Source organism: Shewanella sp. MMG014, from assembly GCF_018100775.1.
Taxonomy (GTDB): domain Bacteria; phylum Pseudomonadota; class Gammaproteobacteria; order Enterobacterales; family Shewanellaceae; genus Shewanella; species Shewanella japonica.
This window is the reverse complement of record NZ_JAGJDZ010000011.1, coordinates 105,824-124,894: the sequence shown is the minus strand read 5'-3', so window position 1 is coordinate 124,894 and position 19,071 is coordinate 105,824. Positions and strand designations below refer to the sequence as shown.

The window sequence follows — 19,071 nt, the reverse complement described above, 5'->3', positions numbered from 1 at the left end:
AGCAGAGGTGGACATGATGGATAGGCAATGGGTGTTTTGTGTGGTGGTGGCAGTGTTAATGATGTTGCTCGGTGCTTGGGTCGCAAAAACAGACGCTGTTGGTCTAGGGTTAATGGCTGCTGGATTAGGCTTGTTTCTATTGAGTTTTTTTACTGCATATTTAGACCGAGATAAGCTAAAAACACCTGATTTAGCTCAGTCCGTTATAAAGGATAAAAACGAATTATGTTAATTAACATTGGTTTTTTTCTGTTGGGTGTTTTTGCTGTTTTGTCAGGAACCAAAATCGCTTTCCCTAAAAGTTTCTATCAAGCCTTAATGCTGTTTTTAATGATTGCCATTGGGTTAAAAGGGGGCGTGGCACTGGCTGAACACGCGTCATGGACATTATTTACTCAGTCTTTATACATATTAGCTTTTGGCTTGATACTACCGTTTATTGCCTTTGCTATTTTGTATTATATCGGTTTGTTTGAACGTCATGACGCCGCATCAATCGCTGCACATTATGGTTCGGTGAGTGTTGGCACTTATGCTGTTGCCGTGGCGTATTTAGAAAGTCAGCATATACGCTATGAAGCTTACATCCCGTTATTTGTCGTCCTACTTGAAATGCCTGCAATTGTGGTGGGCATTATGCTGGCCAAACCGAGTTTGTTTAGGCAGAAAAAATCAATAGCCCAAGAGGAAAATGATAACCACGCTAGTAAAGCCTTATTACATGAAATGTTTTTCAATCAAGGGATAGTGTTGATGGTGGGCAGTTTAGTGATTGGGTTTGTGGCTGCCGATGAGATTAAATCAATTACACCAGTATTTTTTAGTTTATTTAATGGTGTATTGGCATTGTTTTTACTGGAAATGGGCATGGTTGCAGCAAGTCGTTTAGAAGATATTAAGCGAGCTGGAAGCTTTATTTTAGCCTATAGCATGGCAATGCCGCTCATTGGTGGTGTGTTAGGTTGTGGTTTAGGAGTGTTGATGGGGCTTTCAAGTGGCGGGGCGATATTAATTGCAGTCTTGGGGGCAAGCGCGTCATATATTGCCGTACCCGCGGCGATGCGAGTCGCATTGCCACATGCAAATCATAGTTTATCCATTAGTGCCTCTTTGGGGATTACGTTTCCGTTTAATGTGATGATTGGGATCCCTGTGTATACCGTGATGACACTGTGGTTTGTCAATTAACGCCCCCATTACTGCGATGGCAGGGAAACTATTTAATGGGATGAAAGGTTATTGCTAGTTGAAGCGATATCTTCACAGCCTTTTACATAGAGGCGGTAAAACTCTGCTTTAGTGAGCGGTTTTGAAAACATAAACCCTTGTAGATAATCACATGATAGCTGTTTTAATAACTGTTGCTGAGCAGGTGTTTCAATACCCTCGGCGACGACTTTAACACCTATGTTATGTGCCATTGTCGTGATTGCTCTGACTAGGGCTGCACTGCTCTCATTGGTGGTGATGTTGGTGATAAATGAACGATCAATTTTAATGATGTCGATATCGAGTTCTTGTAAATAGGCTAACGACGAATAACCTATGCCAAAATCGTCAATAGCGACTTTGATGCCGTTGTTATTGAGCAGTTTTAATTGCTGCTTTATTGATGAGTCCGGTGTCATTAAGGTATTTTCAGTGACTTCAATGAGAAACGAGCCATGGGGAAGCTTGGACTTGTTACAGTCTAAAATCCATTGGTCAATCCATGTGCCAGAACGATCTATTTCAATAGGGGATGTATTGACACTAATTTGAATGACGTTACCACTGGTTTGATAAAACTCAATTGCATCGGCAATGACTTGCTTACGCACCCAATTGCCTATGTCGACAATTAAGCCGTTCTCTTCAGCTAGAGTAATAAAATCATCGGGTTCTATTATGCCGAGTTCAGGGTGCTGCCAGCGAATTAAGGCTTCGACTTTTTTGACTACAGAGCCATTAATATCAAGAATAGGCTGATACATTAATAGGAATTGCTCTTCTTTTACAGCTTGCCTTAACTCCTCAGTTAATCGTCTTTTACCAAGGGCTTGTTCTTCCATGGCGAATGAGAAAAACTCATAACGATTACGGCCTTTATTTTTTGATAAATACATGGCTTGATCGGCATGCTTGACCACATCTTCTATGGTTTCCCCATCGCTTGGATAGAAGGTCAATCCGATACTGCTGGTAATATAAACCTGCTCATCTTTAATGGTGATTGGCTGCACTAAGCTGTTTTTGATGACTTCTGCAATTTCGCTAGCGCGGCGCTGATCATTGATGCCTTCAACAATTAATGTGAATTCATCGCCACCTAGGCGAGCGACAGTGTCATGGCCTCTTACACAGTTTTTCAAGCGCTTAGCGACTTGCTGTAATAGTAAGTCGCCATAGTCATGACCAAGGGTATCGTTAATCTCTTTAAAGCCATCAAGGTCAATAAAGATTAATGCGAAAATCATATTGTCAGTGTCAATTAAGGACTGAAGTTTTTCATAAAAATAACGGCGATTAGGTAGGTCTGTTAAGCCATCTTGATAAGCATATTGGTGTAACTTTTCATTGGCGCTTTCAAGTTCTTCAGTGCGACTTTTTACTTGGCTTTCTAGGCGTTTGTCCCGTTGCTCAATGGTTTCAAGCATGTCGTTAAAGTGCGAGCTTAATTTTCCGACCTCGTCATCGGATAGCTCCTTCGCGCGTAAGCTATAGTCGTTTGAGTCAGACACTCGCTCTGCAATGGTGGCTAGATGTAAAATAGGGCTTAAAAAGCGTCGACGTAAAATTAACGATATTGAAAAACTGATCCCGAGTGCGAATATCAATAAAATAATAATAAATTGACCGTAAAACTTCACTCGGGTGTTGATGTAGCTGTCATCGGCTAATATTTGAATTTGGCCATATTCTTGTCCATCTAAGGTCAGCGCATTACTAATTTGTGTCACATTTAGCGCAGTGCTGAGTATGCTATTGGAGTCATCGGTTTCTTGACTGACAAAAGCAATGACGTTGCCTTGGTTATCTGTCACTGTCACTGAAACAATGTCACCACGAAGCAAGATAGGGGTAATTAATTCATTGATGGCATCTTGATCATCAAATAATACCGCCGCAGTAATATTAGGAGACATCATCTTAGCTAATGTACTTAGCCCATCAATTTGTTCTCGTTTTGCGGTTGTTAATTCGTAAGCACTGAACACAAAAGTGACTGTGATAATGGAGGCGAAAGACACCCCCATTAAAATCATGAGTAACTTTTTGCTGATGGTGTTCATTGAGAATAATTTAGTCATCACATCACCTTTCCAGCACGCGACCAAGTCGCAGTACTTTAGAACTCATAGTGATGCCGGATTGCTGTAATTGCTGCGGGGAGACTTCAAACCTGATTTTACCGCTAGCAATGAAAAAACGAATATGTCCGCCAGCCTCAATTAACCCCTTTGATTCGCCCACAACCATTGTGTTTTCAGCAATATAGTCTTGCTGTTTTTGCCAGCTTAACCAATCAGAAAGCGACGCAGATGAAATGAAAAGTAATTGGCATTGATTCACTTGCTCTAATTCAAATTGAATATGTCGAATAGTAATCGGGCGTTTATCGACTGAGCGTTGGTTTAATACTGACTTGGCGGTTTCTGTAAATAATGCATCAGGGCTACATATGACAAATTTATCAGGACTTAATGCACTGTCATGCCATTCACCGTAACGGGCAAAATTATATAAAAAGCCGGCTTTAAGTGCGTATTCTTGCTCAGCAGCAGCTGCACTTTGGCTAGAGAATAGCAAAAATGAGAATAGTAATACATGCAGAAGCTGAGTGATTTTATGCATTAATTCATTTAAAAATTAGCTGTGACTTTGAACAGCACGCTTTCATCTATGTAGTTGGGGATTGTGTAAGTTTCTTGTCGGTTTGCATATTCAAGATGACTACCAGCAAATAAATTCTTCCCAGTGACTGAGACTCCCCAATGCTGACTTACTGCCCAATTCCAAGTTAAATCTAACAAGGTGTAGTTTTCCGTAAGGTATGCATCGCTATTTTCTACTCTGACAGTGGCAAAGATATTATGGCTGTCAAATAGGTGAACATCGGCTTTAGCGAAAATCTGTCGAGTCGTAGAGTCTCTGCCAATGGCCGGAAACGTATTTTCAGGAAGGTCGTACTCAAAGGTGTTATAGCTATAACCAAGTTCAGCGTTAAACATATCTGCAGGTACCCAAGATAAAACGATATCGCCACCTTGGGTTGTTAGGTCGGCAGTCGACACAATATCAAATTGAATTGTCGTTTGCGTTAAGGCTTGTAATGCTTGCTGTAGCTGGCCCGATTGAAATAGGGCAAGGGCCGGGTAAAACTGTTCAACATTAGGGTTGATATCAATAACGGCAACATCTTCAGTCTCGGTATGATACAGCGAGACATCAAGGTTCCATGTTTGCTGTGATAATCGATAACCTAACTCGTAGGATAACGATGTTTCAGCTTCAACGTCATCGTTACCGTTTAAATAGGTTTTGATATGGTATTCATCAATCGCTTCTATGCCTGTAGAAAAAGGTAAAACCTCACTGACTTTTTGACCATTAATCGCGTAATTGTCATTAAATTCAATTAAAGATGGAATACGAACGCTTTGAGATACTGCGCTCCATAACACTTGGTTGTCCTGTGGTTTCCATAATAACCTTGCTAATGGTTGGTATTCCCAATCAGTTAAGTCATTGTGCTCGGCTCTTGTGCCGAGAACAAGGTCAAGCTCCTCTGGAATAAGAGCAAACTGAGCTTGTATAAAGCCACCATATTGCTGCAGGTTATCGAACTCTTTGTCGCTATGCAGGAATAAACTGTCTTCAAAAGAAATGGTACTGTAGCGGTAATTTAAACCCCAATCGAGTTGTAATGCTTGATAAATAAAGTTCATCTGATAGTCGACATCAAATGATTCGAACTCTTCTTGTAGGTAGGTTTGCGAGCCAGATTGATTAAGCCAGGATACTTGCAGCATTTGATTCGCTGAGTCCGACATTCTGTTTTCAAGTCGCGCCATGACCCGTGAGTCTGTTCGCTCTAGTTTGTCGGTAAAAGTGATGTTTCGGTTAGTGTCATCAATCACACCTCGATAATTTTGCCCCAATTTTGATTCAGTTATATCGCCTTGCACGAAACCTGACCAATGGTCGCTGGTTGAAAAATCCATCCTCCCACCAAACGAGTACTGCTGAGTGACATCATTAGGCTCTAGTACCAAGCCTTTTTCAGATGCGTCACCATCTTTTACATGACCATAAACCCGATAGCTGCCTATATCACTGATGTCATTACCATAACGGATATTTGCATCAATATTAACTTGGCTGCCACTGGCGGCATCAGCATATAAACCTCGTGTATCTAAACTGTTTTTGGTAATGATATTAATCACGCCATTGTTGGCGTTACTGCTCCAAAGCTGTCCACCTTGGCCACGAATGACTTCAATGCGTTCAATATCATAAAGCGGTACGTTTAACGTTTCCCAGTACACCGCGGAAAACTGTGGCGTGTAAAGGCTTTGACCATCAATCATGACTAACATTTTACTGGAGAATCTTGATGCAACTCCTCGCGCTGAAATTGCCCACTGATTGTTATCAAGTTGACGTACAACTAGGCCGGGTACCATTTTTAATGCTTCTGGAATAGAGGTTGCGCCGGAGTGGGTAATTCGTTCTTTACTGAGGACATAAATTGAGGTGGCAGTGTCAAATGCGGATTGAGATCGTTTCATTGCCGATGTCACTTGAATGTCCATCGCCATCAGCGACTCTAAATCTAAATCATCGAGGGAACCTGCGGCATAAGTCATTGGTGACAAAATCACTAGAGGCATTAAAAAAGGTAAATGTGTTCTCAATATTGCATCTCCGACAGTCTATATATGCACGAATTACTTCATGGCGCATTGTGTGCGGTTGTTACATTTTACTTTATCATGTTGAGAAAATGTTAGCAGTCTCGTATGGTGAAATTATTTCCTTTTGCGATGTGGATCGGCTAAAACATTGACCAAGCTGAACGTTTGAGTATTGTTGATGCTGACACCAATGTTGATGTTACCAATAAGTGTATATCAAACATCGTCTTTTTGCGTTTTCTTGAGGCGTGAATGTAATAAAAGCCAACAAATGATTTTTGTTGGCTTTTAAGTCAGATACAACGTAGACCGCTGGACTCAATAAAATCAATAGTAAAACAATCAACCTAAGTCAGGCAGAGTAGACCGTTTGAATGGTTTAAATGAGTTTCCACTTGTTTATATGCTCAATATGTTAATGAGTCAGCTTTCAATCTGTTATTGATTAATAGGCATACCCATCATGCTTATTGCTCAAACTATAAAATGTCGCTTGAACATAATCATCTGCGTCACCAGTATTGTTTTGGTTATAAACACCCGCTTTGAAGTACATGTATTGATTGCCAGCATCGTAAGAGCTTGCACTCATATCGACTTCTTCAACAACATCAGCTTTACCTTCGCGCATTATTGTTACGGTTAAGATATTACCCACCACTTTGACTCGGTAACTGAACTTTTCATCAAGGCTGATACCATCAGCTGGGTTTGAAGCTGAGCTGCTACGAGAACCAATCATTTCGTAATATTGCTCAGATCCAGTAATAGGTTCATGGGCAATGTAAATTGAGCCTTTGCTATTCGATGGCAACTTACGGTAATAAAGGCGAAGAGGTTCGTCATCATTAGCATGGATCTGCCCAACAATCACACGTCCAACTTGGCTACTATCTCCGGTGGTGGTGACATGGTTGACGGCAAGCGTTGCTTCTAATGTACCGTCGACACCACCTGCTTCGCTTTGATCTGATGAAGGAGCGCTGCTGAACACCCAGTTATTGCCTCCGACACCTTGAGTGCTATAACTGGTATCTCCGCGACGCAGCATTTCACGTAACTCAGTACGAGCATAACTGGTGTTAGTAGAGGTTTTTGGTGCATCAATAGGGCATCTGAACACCATGCCGCCATCTGCTGCGGTGTAAAAGTACGGGCTTCGAGTATATCCACTGGATAATTCAATTTCTTTAATGGTGTCTGACTTACCATCGTTGTTTTCATCAACAGGCACACCCAATGTCCAATCCACTAACTCGAAGTTACCTGACGGTGGTAAGTCAGGGTCTAAATTTCCTACAGGGTTGCTGGGTTCTGTAGGCTCAGTTGGCGCACTGCCATCAGAACAGCCATTGATTTTGGTTTCAACAATGCTGTTCCATGTATTTGAAGAGTTGCCATAGCCTATGATTTGGACATACTGTGCGCTTGTATCAGTAACATCATATTCTTCAAGGCCAGAATTACTTCCGCTAGACTCCCCTGAAGCTAAGACGGAAATCCAGTTATTGCCATCTGATGATGTTTCAATATCAAAGTAAGATGAGCGTTCATTACCTTTAAACCATGCTACAGAGACAGATTTAACTTCTGATTGGACACCTAAATCGTAAATAATGGTTTTGCCCTCACCATTGGATGACCAGCGTGATTCAGTACCAAAATTATTGTCGATGGTATTCGCAGGTCCATGACCATCGTTGCTACCATTATCGGTTGCTGAGGCAATGGTTAACGCACTGCTACCTGTGCAGGTGACTGGTGTGATTGGCTCTGTGGGTTCTGTAGGCTCTGTGCTGTTTGATGTTTTTTCTAATCCAAATGAGTCAAAGCGACCTTCACTACCAAAATACTCTCCATAAATAGTGATAGTATTTGCTGAGCCACTATTAAATGACACACTGACTTGTTGCCATTCACTTGTGCTTACCGTAGTTGATTCACTGACACCGCTGCCTGAAACCCCTAGCTTTCCGCCACCAGACACATACGCTGTAAGGGTATAGTTACTATTGGCATCGACAGTGACGTTTTGTTCAACCCTGCCGTTATTTCCAGACATTTTTGCTGATTTACTGCCTTGATAAGCCACACCAGAGACGGATGAAGGATCGATATCGGTCCAGCCATCAAAGCTATTTTCAAAGCTAGGGTTGTTAATGTTGATGGTTTCAGTGTGAACAACACCGCAGCTGAAAGTGCAAGTAAGTGCTGTCGCCAGGGTAATGGCAAGTTTATGCTTTTTATGATGTTTTATCATTTTTGTACCTTAGGTCGTTTCCCCATTTGAGTTAACAACTTATTCAGTAAAATCTCTTACTTTATCTCAGCATTTAGATCAGATCATTGTATGAAAAGCGAATACAACTGAATAAGTTGTTGCTACCTAATACATAAAATGACCTCAGTAATGTAATACACTATTTGAAGCATTAGGTATTACCGGTTATATGATCTTGTTACCAATTTGTAAAACTTATTTGTATCTGAATAACGTAAATTGGTTATAATCAAAAGTGGATTGAATAGGTTTTATATTGTTGTCACGTGCTAGGTTTCTGATTTTAAAGGGGATGAATATTTTTTATAGCCTTGTTATTTACATGGCTGGTTCTTATATCATTTTAGAATAACTATATAAGCTATTGCTTATTTTTTGCTTTGTAAGTCAGATTGGTAAGGTAGGTTTATGCTTTTGAACGGTTCTTTAACTGTTAATCAGGAAAGTCTCTGCATATTCACAATCTGGTAAGGTTTAGAGTGACAATGTTGAGCTTGATAGTGCGGAAGAAAGTGTTAAGCGAAAATCGCTCAACTTTGATTAAGCGTCAAATTGCTAGTGTATCCAGTCTGCTGGTATCACTGACGAGGTAATCGTTTAGCGGGTGAGTTAGTTCATTTTGCAATAATACGCCGCTGGATTAATCATTTTTTATTAGAGCTTGATCTAATTTTTGGACATTAGTTGTACGTATTTTCGCCCTAATCGAGTGTGACAGAATTAACTGTTTTGAAAGAAAATTTAATTAACATTTTTGGCACTTGCAATCGTGCTAAACGAGGCGGGTATGGCACTTTTGCTAGTAAAAGCCTTGTGGCTAGTGCATGTGCCTAGCATTGGCTTGTTTGGTAATATATTGAAGGTTTTTTGAATTTACAATTAACCAACATTCGCCTTCGAATAAGGCATATAGCCTGACAACCCCTACTTTAGTATAAGGTCTAGCTACTTGACCAATGGCACGTAGTGCATGACACTCAAAGCTATTCTAATACCCTACACAGTTACGGATGGCTCAATAAAATGCTAATTTTCCTCATTTGTATTGCGTTATTGATCCTCGCTTACAAGTTTTACAGCCCTTTTGTAGAACGCCAAGCAGGCATTAATCCCAACGCAAAAACCCCACAACAACGTTTTGAAGATGGTGTCGACTATGTTGAAGTTCACCCTGTAAAAGCGTACTTAATTCAATTCTTGAACGTTGCAGGTGTTGGTCCAATCTTTGGTCCCATCTTAGGTGCCTTATATGGCCCAATTGCACTTGTTTGGATTGTACTGGGGAATATCATTGGTGGGGCGGTTCATGACTACTTCTCTGGTGTATTAAGTATCAAAGAAGACGGTAAGAGTTTACCTGAAATTGCTGGACATTATTTTAATGTTTACTTTAAAGGTGTCATGCTGATATTCACGGCAATGTTATTGTTCTTCGTGGGTGTCGTATTTATTATGAGCCCAGCAGGATTATTAAGTAACCTTGACTATTTTGAAGGCACTATTTTAGCCAATAACGTCTTTTGGGTATTAGTGATTTTAGGTTACTACTTCTTAGCGACCTTACTGCCTATCGATAAAATCATTACTAAACTTTACCCGTTATTTGGTTTATTAATGATTGTAATGACGACATCTATTGCGGTGGCGTTATTAATTAGTGCTCCTCAGTTACCTGAAATGGGCGATATTTTCGCTTACTTTGACCATAGCCATTACAACAATGATTTATTAGAGCCAAACCCAGATGGACTACCTGTATGGCCATTGCTGTTTGTGACCATTACTTGTGGTGCAATTAGTGGTTTCCACTCGACTCAAGCCCCTATCATGGCGCGTTGTTTAACCAACGAAAAATACGTGCGCCCAGTTTACTACGGTGCAATGATGTCAGAAGGCATTGTTGCTTGTGTATGGGCAACTGCTGGTATTGCGGCTTTCCCTGGTGGATATGCAGAACTTAAGAGTATTCTTGATGCTGGTGGTCCTGGACTTGTTGTTAATCAAGTTGCAACCAGCTACTTAGGTGTTGCGGGTGGTATTATGGCAATTATTGCTGTTGCTATTTTCCCTATCACGTCTGGTGATACAGCATTCCGTTCATTACGATTAACCATTATTGATGCATTTAAAATTCCGCAAAGTATACGTAACCGTTTACTTGTGGCATTGCCAATTTTAGTGATTGCTTACTTCATGACTAAGATTGACTTCTCGCTGATTTGGCGTTACTTCGCCTTCTCAAATATGCTGCTTTCTACCAGTGTTTTATGGTTGGCGACTAAGTACTTATTTGACCGTGGAACTTTCCACTGGATTGTGAGCTTGCCTGCGATTGTCGGTACTTGTGTCACCGTATCTTATATTATGACTGCGGGTATTGGTTTTGGTTTACCACAATCATTAAGTCAACCTGTCGGGATTGCCACCGGTATCGTTTGTTTAATTGGGTTAATCATTGCCCATAATAAACGCAAACCTGTGACTGAATAACCTCGATAAGAAAAACAAAAAGGACTGCAATTGCAGTCCTTTTTTGTATTTGTTCGCACTAGAAGTCATTTTACGTTTTATTGCTGATGAACGCTTTGAGACGTTCGCTCATATCAGAAAATATGCTAAATATCCTGACAAATCCGTAATAAAGATATCTAAGCTGAAAGTCCCCCAAATAATACAAAAACACGTCATCAGCTTGTTTTCGAGTAATCGGAATCTCATGCCGGTACTGGCACAAAACGTCATGAACCATCGAAGCGTAATAGGTGATAGGTTTACCTGTATTAACCAGTTTTCGACCATCTGGTACACCCAGTAAGCATAAATCAAAACAATTCACTTTTGGTGTGCAACCATCCCAAGCATAACCCTTTTCACGGCTTCCTTTCACAGTGATATCGCCAGCGGTATTGATCTCTAAAAACGTGTCTTCTTGGCTGAATGCTTGCTTAATTGTAGTTGCGTGGAATACCACATCTTCATGGACCACAAATTTATAAATGCCTTTTCTTTTTTTAGCGGGGCTGGCTGTAAGACTCATGGTTCCTCTCCTCCTTGAAGATGGATTTATGGTGCATCGTTGTTGTGCTAGTGATTAATCTAGCAGACTTGGTCAGTAAAAAATCAGTAGAGAGGATGTTTTAAAGCGCTAGTGAAGTGTTAAAGCAAGTTACCACAGCCTCAAGTAAGGCTGTGGGGCGAGTAAAGTGAGTTTAGGTTGTTGTGCAGGCATTACTAAATAAAGTGGCTTAGGCCGCTTCTGTAGGTGATTTAGGAGTACAAACTCCAGTTCCTGTGAGCGCAATATGATTTAGATTATTGCGAATAACCTTGGAGCCGACATTGTAAGATGATTCTGGTCGGCTAATTAAAAATCCTTGCACGCAATGAATACCTAGATTTTTAACTAGTTCAAATTGCGATGCGACCTCGACACCTTCTGCAACTATTTTTAAATCTAATTGCTTGCCTAAGTCACTAATGGAATTAAGAATTTTTTCATATTTTGGGTTGATAGTCGCTTGATCGATAAATAGTTTATCAATCTTAATAATATCTACGGGGAGATTACCTAACGCAGATAATGAGCTAAAGCCGGTACCGAAGTCATCAATGGCTATCTGCACGCCTTGTTGGCGAAGGCGCTCTAAATCATCAATGATTTTTTCTGAAGCATGGATCAAGCAAGACTCAGTGATTTCCAATAGAAGAGCGGTTGGAGGTAAGCCTGTTTTCGCTAACGTGTCCATCACCCACTCATAAACGGGTAAATGTTTTAATTGAATCCCAGAAATGTTGACAGACATTTTGACTTTATTCATGCCTGCATTATGCCACGCGGACATTTGGCGGCAGGCTTCAAACAAGATCCAATTACCTAACTCAATAATGAGGTTAGAGTCTTCAGCGATAGGAATGAATTCGGCAGGTGAGATCGGGCCTTCAACAGGATGATTCCAACGAGCTAGTGACTCGAAGTAATCAATGCTGAAATCATCCACATTCACAATCGGTTGGAACGACAAAGTAAAACTTTGACTGGCAATAGCAAGGCGCAGCTCTTCAATCAAGTAATGGTAACGTCTAATTTTATTACCCATTTCTGGCGAGTAAACTCTAAAAATACCTCGGCCATCCGTTTTAGCACGGTACATGGCAACATCAGCCATTTGTAATAGGGTGTTAGGGCTAGAAGCACTATCAGGATATGTGGCAATACCAATACTGGCGCCAATTTTAATCACCTTATTACCGAGTACAAAGTCACGTTCAATCTCATGTAGTACATTTTGGGCAACATCAATGGCACGATTTTCATCTTCAAAGTCTTCGATAAAAATGGAAAACTCATCACCGCCAAGTCGTGATAAATTGAGCTCGAGTTTTACGGTTTCGCTAATTTGACTTAAGCCTTGATTGCGAACAACCGTGGCTAAACGCTGAGCGACCTGAATTAAGATTTCATCACCAAAGCTGTGACCAAAAGAGTCATTAACCTGTTTAAAACCATCAAGATCGATAAATAGTAGGGCTTGCTTCTTCTGCTTTTTTTCTGCCAGTGCTAATTGCTTCTCAAGGTGTTCTAGATAGGCGTGACGGTCTATTAGCCCTGTTAATTTATCTTGGTATATTCCTAATAAATTCTGAGTGGTTTGCTGCTTAACGTGTTTGTTTAATTCATTAAGAGCCACACTGATATACGAGAGGGTATTTTGTCCGTCATTTTCAGGCGGAGCGATATTATAACTTTTGAGTAATTTATTGGTTTCGTTGTTAATAAAACTCAATGATGCACTGTTTTTACGATCGGAACGTGATTTTATATAAAAGGGAATCAAATAAGCTAAAAAAGCCAATAGCAATAATGGAATATTGCTGAACATCATCATCTCACTCAGTACATCTTTAATTTTGACGACTTCTAGTACATCTGATTTTTTAGATAATACGGCGTAGTAATACTGGCCTGATTGAACCAAGTTGTTATCAATAAATAATAACTTTTGCCAATGAGTGGGTAGGTTACTGGCTTCACTCAATGGGATTTGAGTAATTTTATGATGGAAAATATTACTATGAATACCTTGCAATCCATGATTAAAACTTAGCACCAATAATACGTACAGCATGCAAATAAAGCTGACGATGGTAAAGGTAAACTTAGATAATTTAGTCATAAACAAATTTCATATTCTTGATGGATTGCATTGCCATGTAAGTGACATGTTGCACAAGGTTAATTGCGTTATTATATAGTTTAACCATTGTAAGTACAATTGTTTGTGACATGTTAAGTGATTAAAAGTCTAATAAAATTAGTTGTTTACCTTGTTTTTGCTTGTGAGTGGGCTTTAGCAGGGGAGCTAATTGTAAAAACGTGAAGAGCGGTGTTTAGCATGCAATATTTGCAAGCTTGTTTCGGGGTAAAGAAACGTTAAGTTTTTATCGACTGTGTAAAAATTACCTTGAGAAAGAATTGATAAAAATCGATTCTGATAATTGGTTTTTAACGCTTAGTATTGGTTTTTATTATAAAAATTGATTAAAAAATATTCTTTGATTTCGGTCAGTTTAATTATTTCTCTTGCCTGTGTATGTTATGTAAATTACATATTTGTTGTTTTTGTGGTGTTAGGTAACGATTTTTAAAATTGATGAGGCATAAAAGTCGACTGAGTAGCGTTTTTATTTTTGGGTTCGTGATTAAATCTTTGGTACTTATCTATGCTATTTAAAGGTATCGAAGTATTCATGTTTGAAAAAACAAGTGGCTTTGAAAGGAACAAAGAGCAACTCGCACTACTTAGACTCATTAATTGGTTATTGAAATTAGGGCTGATTTTTTTCGGCACAGAGTTATTCGATTTGACTTGGCCGCCCAAAGAGTTGAGCTATGTACTTTTAGTCGAGTTCATTTATGTCGTTGCCTGCTTTCGATATCGATTCCAATGTATTAATACACCTTCCATTTTATTTAGTACCTTACTGTTAGATACATTGTTCTGGGCTATCTGGCTGTTTTATACAGGTGGTGCCACGAATGCGTTTGTATCATTATTGCTATTACCCATTGCTATAGGTGCTGTCACCCTTTCTCGCTGGGCACCGTGGGTACTGACGTTTCTCTCTACTGGGTTATATACCTTGATGATGTTTACTATGCCTGAAAACCGTATCCGTCATCATGGTATGGACATGAGTTCGCATTACCTTGGAATGTGGTTTAATTTTGTTATTTCAGCCTTAGTGCTCACAATTACTGTCGGTTATATCGCTAAGCGAGTCAGACAAAAAAATGCCCAGCTCAGCTACTTACGAGAGGCGCAACTTAGACAAGAAAAGTTGCTTGCACTCGGAACTGCCTCTGCCCAAATAGCACACCAAATGGCTACGCCTCTGGCTACGTTACGCTTACTTGTTGATGAATTAGCTGAAGAAGGTGTCGCAACTGATATCGAACCTGATATGCAACAAGCCTTACTTCGATGTGAGGCGACATTGGCTGATTTGCGTCATGCAACAGAATCGATAAGAGAGCAAAAACGTGTTGCCACACCTATTCATCATTTTGTTGAAGATTTACGCGATAGAGTGCAATTACTGATGCCAGAAACGCAATTGGTGATTGAGCAAAGTGAATTGCTCCATTCAGCCACAATCAATACTGATGCCAGTGTACTGCCTGCTTTTTTAGCCTTAATCGACAACGCAGCCCGTGCGAGTGTTGAAAATATCAACCTTGCTAAAGTGATGCTGACTGTTGTGAGCTCTTCTCCACAAGAGGTGTGCGTTAATATTCGCGACTTTGGCAAAGGTATGGGGGCACAGCAGTTGGCTGAACTAGGACAGAATGTCGTAAGCGATCCAAAAGGAATGGGAATAGGGGTGTTATTGAGTCATGCCAGTTTTGAGCGTTTGGGCGGCCAGTTTAGTTTGTGTCAGCATCAAGAGGGCGGAATGATTGCATCAGTGACCTTGCCTGTGACCAATAATAATTTATAAGGTGGTGTGCAGTATGAACAAATTACTGATTATTGAAGATGACCAAGCATTATCATCAACTTTGGCAAGGCGATTAACTAAACAGGGATTTGAATGCGTTCAATGTCATGATGCCAGTAATGGGTTACTCATGGCGAGGCAGTTTATGCCGAGCCATATTTTACTTGATATGAAAATTGCTGATCACAATGGCTTAACCCTGATTAAACCGTTACGTCAGTACTTGCCAAAGGTCAAAATGGTACTTCTTACTGGATATGCCAGCATTGCCACAGCGGTTGAGGCAATAAGATTAGGGGCGGATAATTACTTAGCTAAACCCGTAGATACGCAAACCTTGCTAAATGCGCTTGCAGCAGAAGTTGAACCAGAGGTTCAAGCTGAATTTACAGAACAACCATTAAGTCCGAAGCGATTAGAGTGGGAGCATATTCAGCAAGTGCTGGCGAATAATAATGGTAATGTGTCAGAAACTGCCAGAGTATTGGGGATGCATCGCCGTACATTGCAGCGTAAGTTACTTAAAAAGCCGGTAGCGGATAATCGATGTGCCTAATACGATTCTCCTTGTATTGTTTATTTAGTTAGTGGTTAATTTGGAAGTTATTGTGTAAGTTTTGCTGGTTCATATAGTCCTTAATCAACACCATAGCACGTTCATAAACTGGGCCTAATGGATGGCGGCGACTAGACAAGCAATCGACAGTGTTTATCCAGCCGTTGGGTTCGTAATCAATATCGAGTTTGATAAGCCTTCCTTGTTCAATGGCGCTTTGCACCATCTCCTCAGGCAATATCGACCAACCAATGCCTTGCTGAGTTAATTCATTAATGATGTTGTGATTGCTGGCATACCAATGTTGCGAGCTAATACCATTGCTAAACCAAAGCTCTTGCCCTTGAGTAGCACGAAGGACTACCTGACGATGATGGCGAAGGTCTATATCTTTAATACCGTGCATGTTTGATAACGGATGCTCAGGCGCCGCCACCGTGATGAAACGTGTATAACCCACCGTAGTAAAGTCAGCTTGATGGTGGATTTTACCATCCGCGTAAACAATGCCGATATGAGCGCTACCTTCTTCAATGAGTTTGCCGATATCTAGTGTCGATTCAGCAATGATTTCAATATTGGTGATAGGAAACTCATCAGCAAGCAATGCCAGTTGTCCCAGCAGTGCAGGGCTAATTAGACTTTCTTCAATGGCGATAACTAGCTCATGTTCATGTTGCTGCTCAAGCGAGGCAATTTTTTGCTCTAAATGGAGTTGTTGCAGCATCAATGCCTTTACAACAGGTAAAAGCGCTTCACCTTCAGATGTCAGCGCTGGAATATTGCCACTTCGGTCAAATAAGGTTTGATTGATACTAATTTCTAAATTGGCGATCGCTTGGCTAATGCCTGATTGAGCTCGGTTGAGTTTTCTTGCAGCAGCAGAAAATGACCCTGTTTCACATACTGTAATAAATATTCTTAGTTGCTCGAAACTATACATTGCCCGCTCTCAATCTTTATCTCAATCCTGTTAAGGTATCACTATTCGTGATGGTTGTTAACTTTTGTTGATGGATTACGCTTGCCATAATCTCGCTTGTTTTCAGCTATAGAGTCGAATCTATAGCATCAGAAGAGGTTAATATGTCTACGTTAGAGCGTGTGTTTCATGCGGTGTTGTTTGAGTTTTTGGCCATTATTGGTTCCGTGATTGGATTGATGTTGTTTACTGAGCATGAATTGGCTTCCCTTTCAGGAACAATGATAGCTATTGCGACAATCGCCATGGGCTGGAATTTTGTATTTAATCTTGGGTTTGACCGTTTCTTTACTGGAGCTCGTGAAAAGAGAACCGTAAAACAGCGCGTATTACAAATTGCCTTGTTTGAAAGTGGCTTATTGATACTGACCGTTCCTGTGATGGCCTATATTTTAGAAATGAGCCTGATAGAGGCTTTTTGGCTAGATATCAGTGTGACCTTGTTCATCACAGTCTATGCCTATGTTTACAATTATGCTTATGATCATATTCGCGCCAGCATCATCAGTAAACGGCAAGCTCATGGGCCCTTATAGCTATCATGATATTGCCGCTTGCTAAGCGCATGTGCATATTGTCGTTAGTTGTATGCGCTAAAGGTGTTACTTTGGCGCATCGGCTTTTTTACTTGCGACCACTTCAGAAGCCAGCTTAACAATAGGAACTAATGCGGCGATTCCTCCTTCACTAAAGGCTTTAATATCTTTGCCAATGCGCTGCATTCGCTCGACCGTAATGGTGACATCTTCAGCTGTGTTCGTGAGTTCTGTTTTGAGGCTGTCAGCAAGTGCATCCCTAATTTCCATAGCAGCGGCATCATGTTGATGATTTGAATGGGCAAGCAGCAATAATCCAGGAATAACTGTAAATGTGCCGTTCAAGGCCACTAACCACCATGCTTTTTGTGCATATATGCCTAGGTCAGCAATGCTTAGATAAATAGCGACATTTAGCGCTAATACGGTTAAGGCAAAAAAAGACATGGCAATGGCCAGTAAAAAAGCGGCTTTGCGTTGATGTTTAAGCTCAGTTTTTAATAAGCTTTTTTCAAGGCTATACAGCATTTGAATTTTTTCAAAATCCATCTTCATGTTGAGTCCTTTTGGAAAATTCTGTTGCAAAAATTAAATGAAAATATTTAGTGAATTTAATTTGTTATGGCAATCAACTATAGCTGAGTATGGGGGAAATGTAACTTTGCTCGCTGATATGAGTCATTTAACGATAAAACATTCAACGCATTACCTGTGTTTGTCATCAAGTTGTATTACTGCCTCAATAACCTTATGCCAAGGTGACAAAAGTAAGTTAATTAGGCATAGAACATGGGAAAGTTTTCGTTTGAGCATTCTTTTGAAATAGACACTTTGCAGCGGCTGATTGCTAAACACCAAGGGCTATTTCGTCACCAATCATTATTTGATACCCATTATCGAGGAAAGCCGCTTTCAATTACCGCCATTGAGCTTGGGCATCAAGCGTCACCTTGCCCGACAGTGTTGTTTGTTGGTGGTATTCATGGAGTGGAGCGCATTGGCGCCCAAGTCGTATTGTCATTTTTAGACAGTTTATTGAATCGATTAGCGTGGGATAAGCACTTACAAATCTTGTTAAAGCAAGTGCGGTTAGCTTTTGTACCAGTGGCTAACCCTGTGGGCTTTTTACAAGGCTCACGCAGTAATGGTAATCATGTTGACTTGATGCGTAATGCTCCCATCGATGCTGAAGAAAAAGTCACCTTCCTAGTCGGCGGGCACCGCATCAGTAGCAAGTTGCCTTGGTACCGTGGTCAAAATGGCATGGAGGCAGAAACTCAAGTATTAGTCGATTATGTGCGCGAGTTACAGGGCAACAGTACCAGTGTCATTGCGCTAGATGCGCACTCTGGTTTTGGCTTAGCTGATCATATTTGGTTCCCTTACGCTCATACTCGTAAGCCCTTTGAAGGCATGGGCTATATCTACCACTTAAAGCAATTGTTCGACCGTGGTTATCCGCATCATGGGCATTATAAAGTTGCACCGCAAAGTCACTATTATCAGACACACGGTGACATTTGGGATTACCTTGCCAAAACTCATCCCACTAAAGTCCCTTTTGTGCCATTGACATTAGAAATGGGCTCTTGGGCTTGGGTAAAAAAGAATCCACGGCAAATATTTAATTTTTCAGGTTATTTTAATCCGCAGAAACCCCACCGTCACCACAGGATATTGCGTCGTCATGTTGTATTGATGCAATTTTTGATTGAAGCGGCTTTTTCCCAGACCCTCGAAGGAATCAGCGCCGAGCAATATTTAGGTTTACAAACTGATGCACAAAGGCATTGGTCTAAAAAACGTTAAGCGATATA

At 40.6% G+C, this 19,071-nt stretch carries 15 protein-coding genes; 7 read left to right on the top strand and 8 right to left on the bottom strand.

Going from position 1 to position 19,071, the window contains the following annotated elements; genetic code table 11:
• Positions 1–16 precede the first annotated feature (16 nt).
• Complete coding sequence (locus J8L86_RS16955; RefSeq protein WP_211031092.1) at positions 17–232, top strand: hypothetical protein; 216 nt, start codon at positions 17–19, stop codon at positions 230–232.
• Complete coding sequence (locus tag J8L86_RS16950) at positions 226–1,188, top strand: sodium-dependent bicarbonate transport family permease (protein ID WP_211031091.1); 963 nt, start codon at positions 226–228, stop codon at positions 1,186–1,188. Before J8L86_RS16955 ends, J8L86_RS16950 begins: the two co-directional genes overlap by 7 nt.
• Positions 1,189–1,220: 32 nt before the next feature.
• Here J8L86_RS16950 and J8L86_RS16945 read toward each other — a convergent pair whose 3' ends face one another.
• From J8L86_RS16945 to J8L86_RS16930, 4 genes are all read right to left on the bottom strand, one after another.
• Complete coding sequence (locus tag J8L86_RS16945) at positions 1,221–3,290, bottom strand: EAL domain-containing protein (protein WP_211031090.1); 2,070 nt, start codon at positions 3,288–3,290, stop codon at positions 1,221–1,223.
• 4 nt (positions 3,291–3,294) lie between these two features.
• Positions 3,295–3,834, bottom strand: coding sequence for a YfiR family protein (locus J8L86_RS16940; protein WP_211031089.1), 540 nt, complete (start codon positions 3,832–3,834; stop codon positions 3,295–3,297).
• Between the two features lie 8 nt (positions 3,835–3,842).
• Positions 3,843–5,876 (bottom strand): TonB-dependent receptor, encoded by a 2,034-nt coding sequence (locus J8L86_RS16935; RefSeq protein ID WP_211031130.1) that lies wholly within the window; start codon positions 5,874–5,876, stop codon positions 3,843–3,845.
• A gap of 469 nt (positions 5,877–6,345) precedes the next feature.
• Positions 6,346–8,160, bottom strand: a complete 1,815-nt coding sequence (locus tag J8L86_RS16930; protein ID WP_211031088.1) for a polysaccharide lyase family 7 protein — start codon at positions 8,158–8,160, stop codon at positions 6,346–6,348.
• Between the two features lie 1,044 nt (positions 8,161–9,204).
• On the opposite strand from J8L86_RS16930, the gene J8L86_RS16925 reads away from it, so the two are divergent.
• Positions 9,205–10,671 (top strand): carbon starvation CstA family protein, encoded by a 1,467-nt coding sequence (locus J8L86_RS16925; RefSeq protein WP_065109980.1) that lies wholly within the window; start codon positions 9,205–9,207, stop codon positions 10,669–10,671.
• 70 nt (positions 10,672–10,741) lie between these two features.
• Here the strand turns inward: J8L86_RS16925 and J8L86_RS16920 are convergent, their stop codons facing one another.
• Both J8L86_RS16920 and J8L86_RS16915 read right to left on the bottom strand, forming a co-directional pair.
• A complete protein-coding gene (locus tag J8L86_RS16920) occupies positions 10,742–11,218 on the bottom strand; it encodes a hypothetical protein (protein ID WP_211031087.1) in 477 nt (158 codons plus the stop codon).
• A 208-nt stretch (positions 11,219–11,426) separates the two neighbouring features.
• Positions 11,427–13,355, bottom strand: a complete 1,929-nt coding sequence (locus tag J8L86_RS16915; RefSeq protein WP_247663491.1) for an EAL domain-containing protein — start codon at positions 13,353–13,355, stop codon at positions 11,427–11,429.
• A 574-nt stretch (positions 13,356–13,929) separates the two neighbouring features.
• Between J8L86_RS16915 and J8L86_RS16910 the strand changes: the two genes are divergently transcribed.
• Together J8L86_RS16910 and J8L86_RS16905 are read left to right on the top strand one after the other, a co-directional pair.
• On the top strand, positions 13,930–15,180 hold the full coding sequence (locus J8L86_RS16910) for an ATP-binding protein (RefSeq protein WP_211031086.1): 1,251 nt from the start codon (positions 13,930–13,932) through the stop codon (positions 15,178–15,180).
• Positions 15,181–15,193: 13 nt separating this feature from the next.
• Positions 15,194–15,736: a response regulator transcription factor gene (locus tag J8L86_RS16905; protein WP_119969093.1), complete on the top strand. Its 543-nt coding sequence runs from the start codon at positions 15,194–15,196 to the stop codon at positions 15,734–15,736.
• A gap of 28 nt (positions 15,737–15,764) precedes the next feature.
• Here the strand turns inward: J8L86_RS16905 and J8L86_RS16900 are convergent, their stop codons facing one another.
• Positions 15,765–16,679: a LysR family transcriptional regulator gene (locus J8L86_RS16900; protein WP_211031085.1), complete on the bottom strand. Its 915-nt coding sequence runs from the start codon at positions 16,677–16,679 to the stop codon at positions 15,765–15,767.
• 143 nt (positions 16,680–16,822) lie between these two features.
• Here J8L86_RS16900 and J8L86_RS16895 point away from each other — a divergent pair, with 143 nt between their 5' ends.
• Positions 16,823–17,254 (top strand): PACE efflux transporter, encoded by a 432-nt coding sequence (locus J8L86_RS16895; RefSeq protein WP_211031084.1) that lies wholly within the window; start codon positions 16,823–16,825, stop codon positions 17,252–17,254.
• A 66-nt stretch (positions 17,255–17,320) separates the two neighbouring features.
• Here the strand turns inward: J8L86_RS16895 and J8L86_RS16890 are convergent, their stop codons facing one another.
• Positions 17,321–17,809, bottom strand: coding sequence for a hypothetical protein (locus J8L86_RS16890; protein ID WP_211031083.1), 489 nt, complete (start codon positions 17,807–17,809; stop codon positions 17,321–17,323).
• 234 nt (positions 17,810–18,043) lie between these two features.
• On the opposite strand from J8L86_RS16890, the gene J8L86_RS16885 reads away from it, so the two are divergent.
• Entirely contained in the window at positions 18,044–19,063 is a 1,020-nt protein-coding gene (locus J8L86_RS16885) for a M14 family zinc carboxypeptidase (protein WP_211031082.1), read from the top strand.
• Positions 19,064–19,071: the final 8 nt, after the last annotated feature.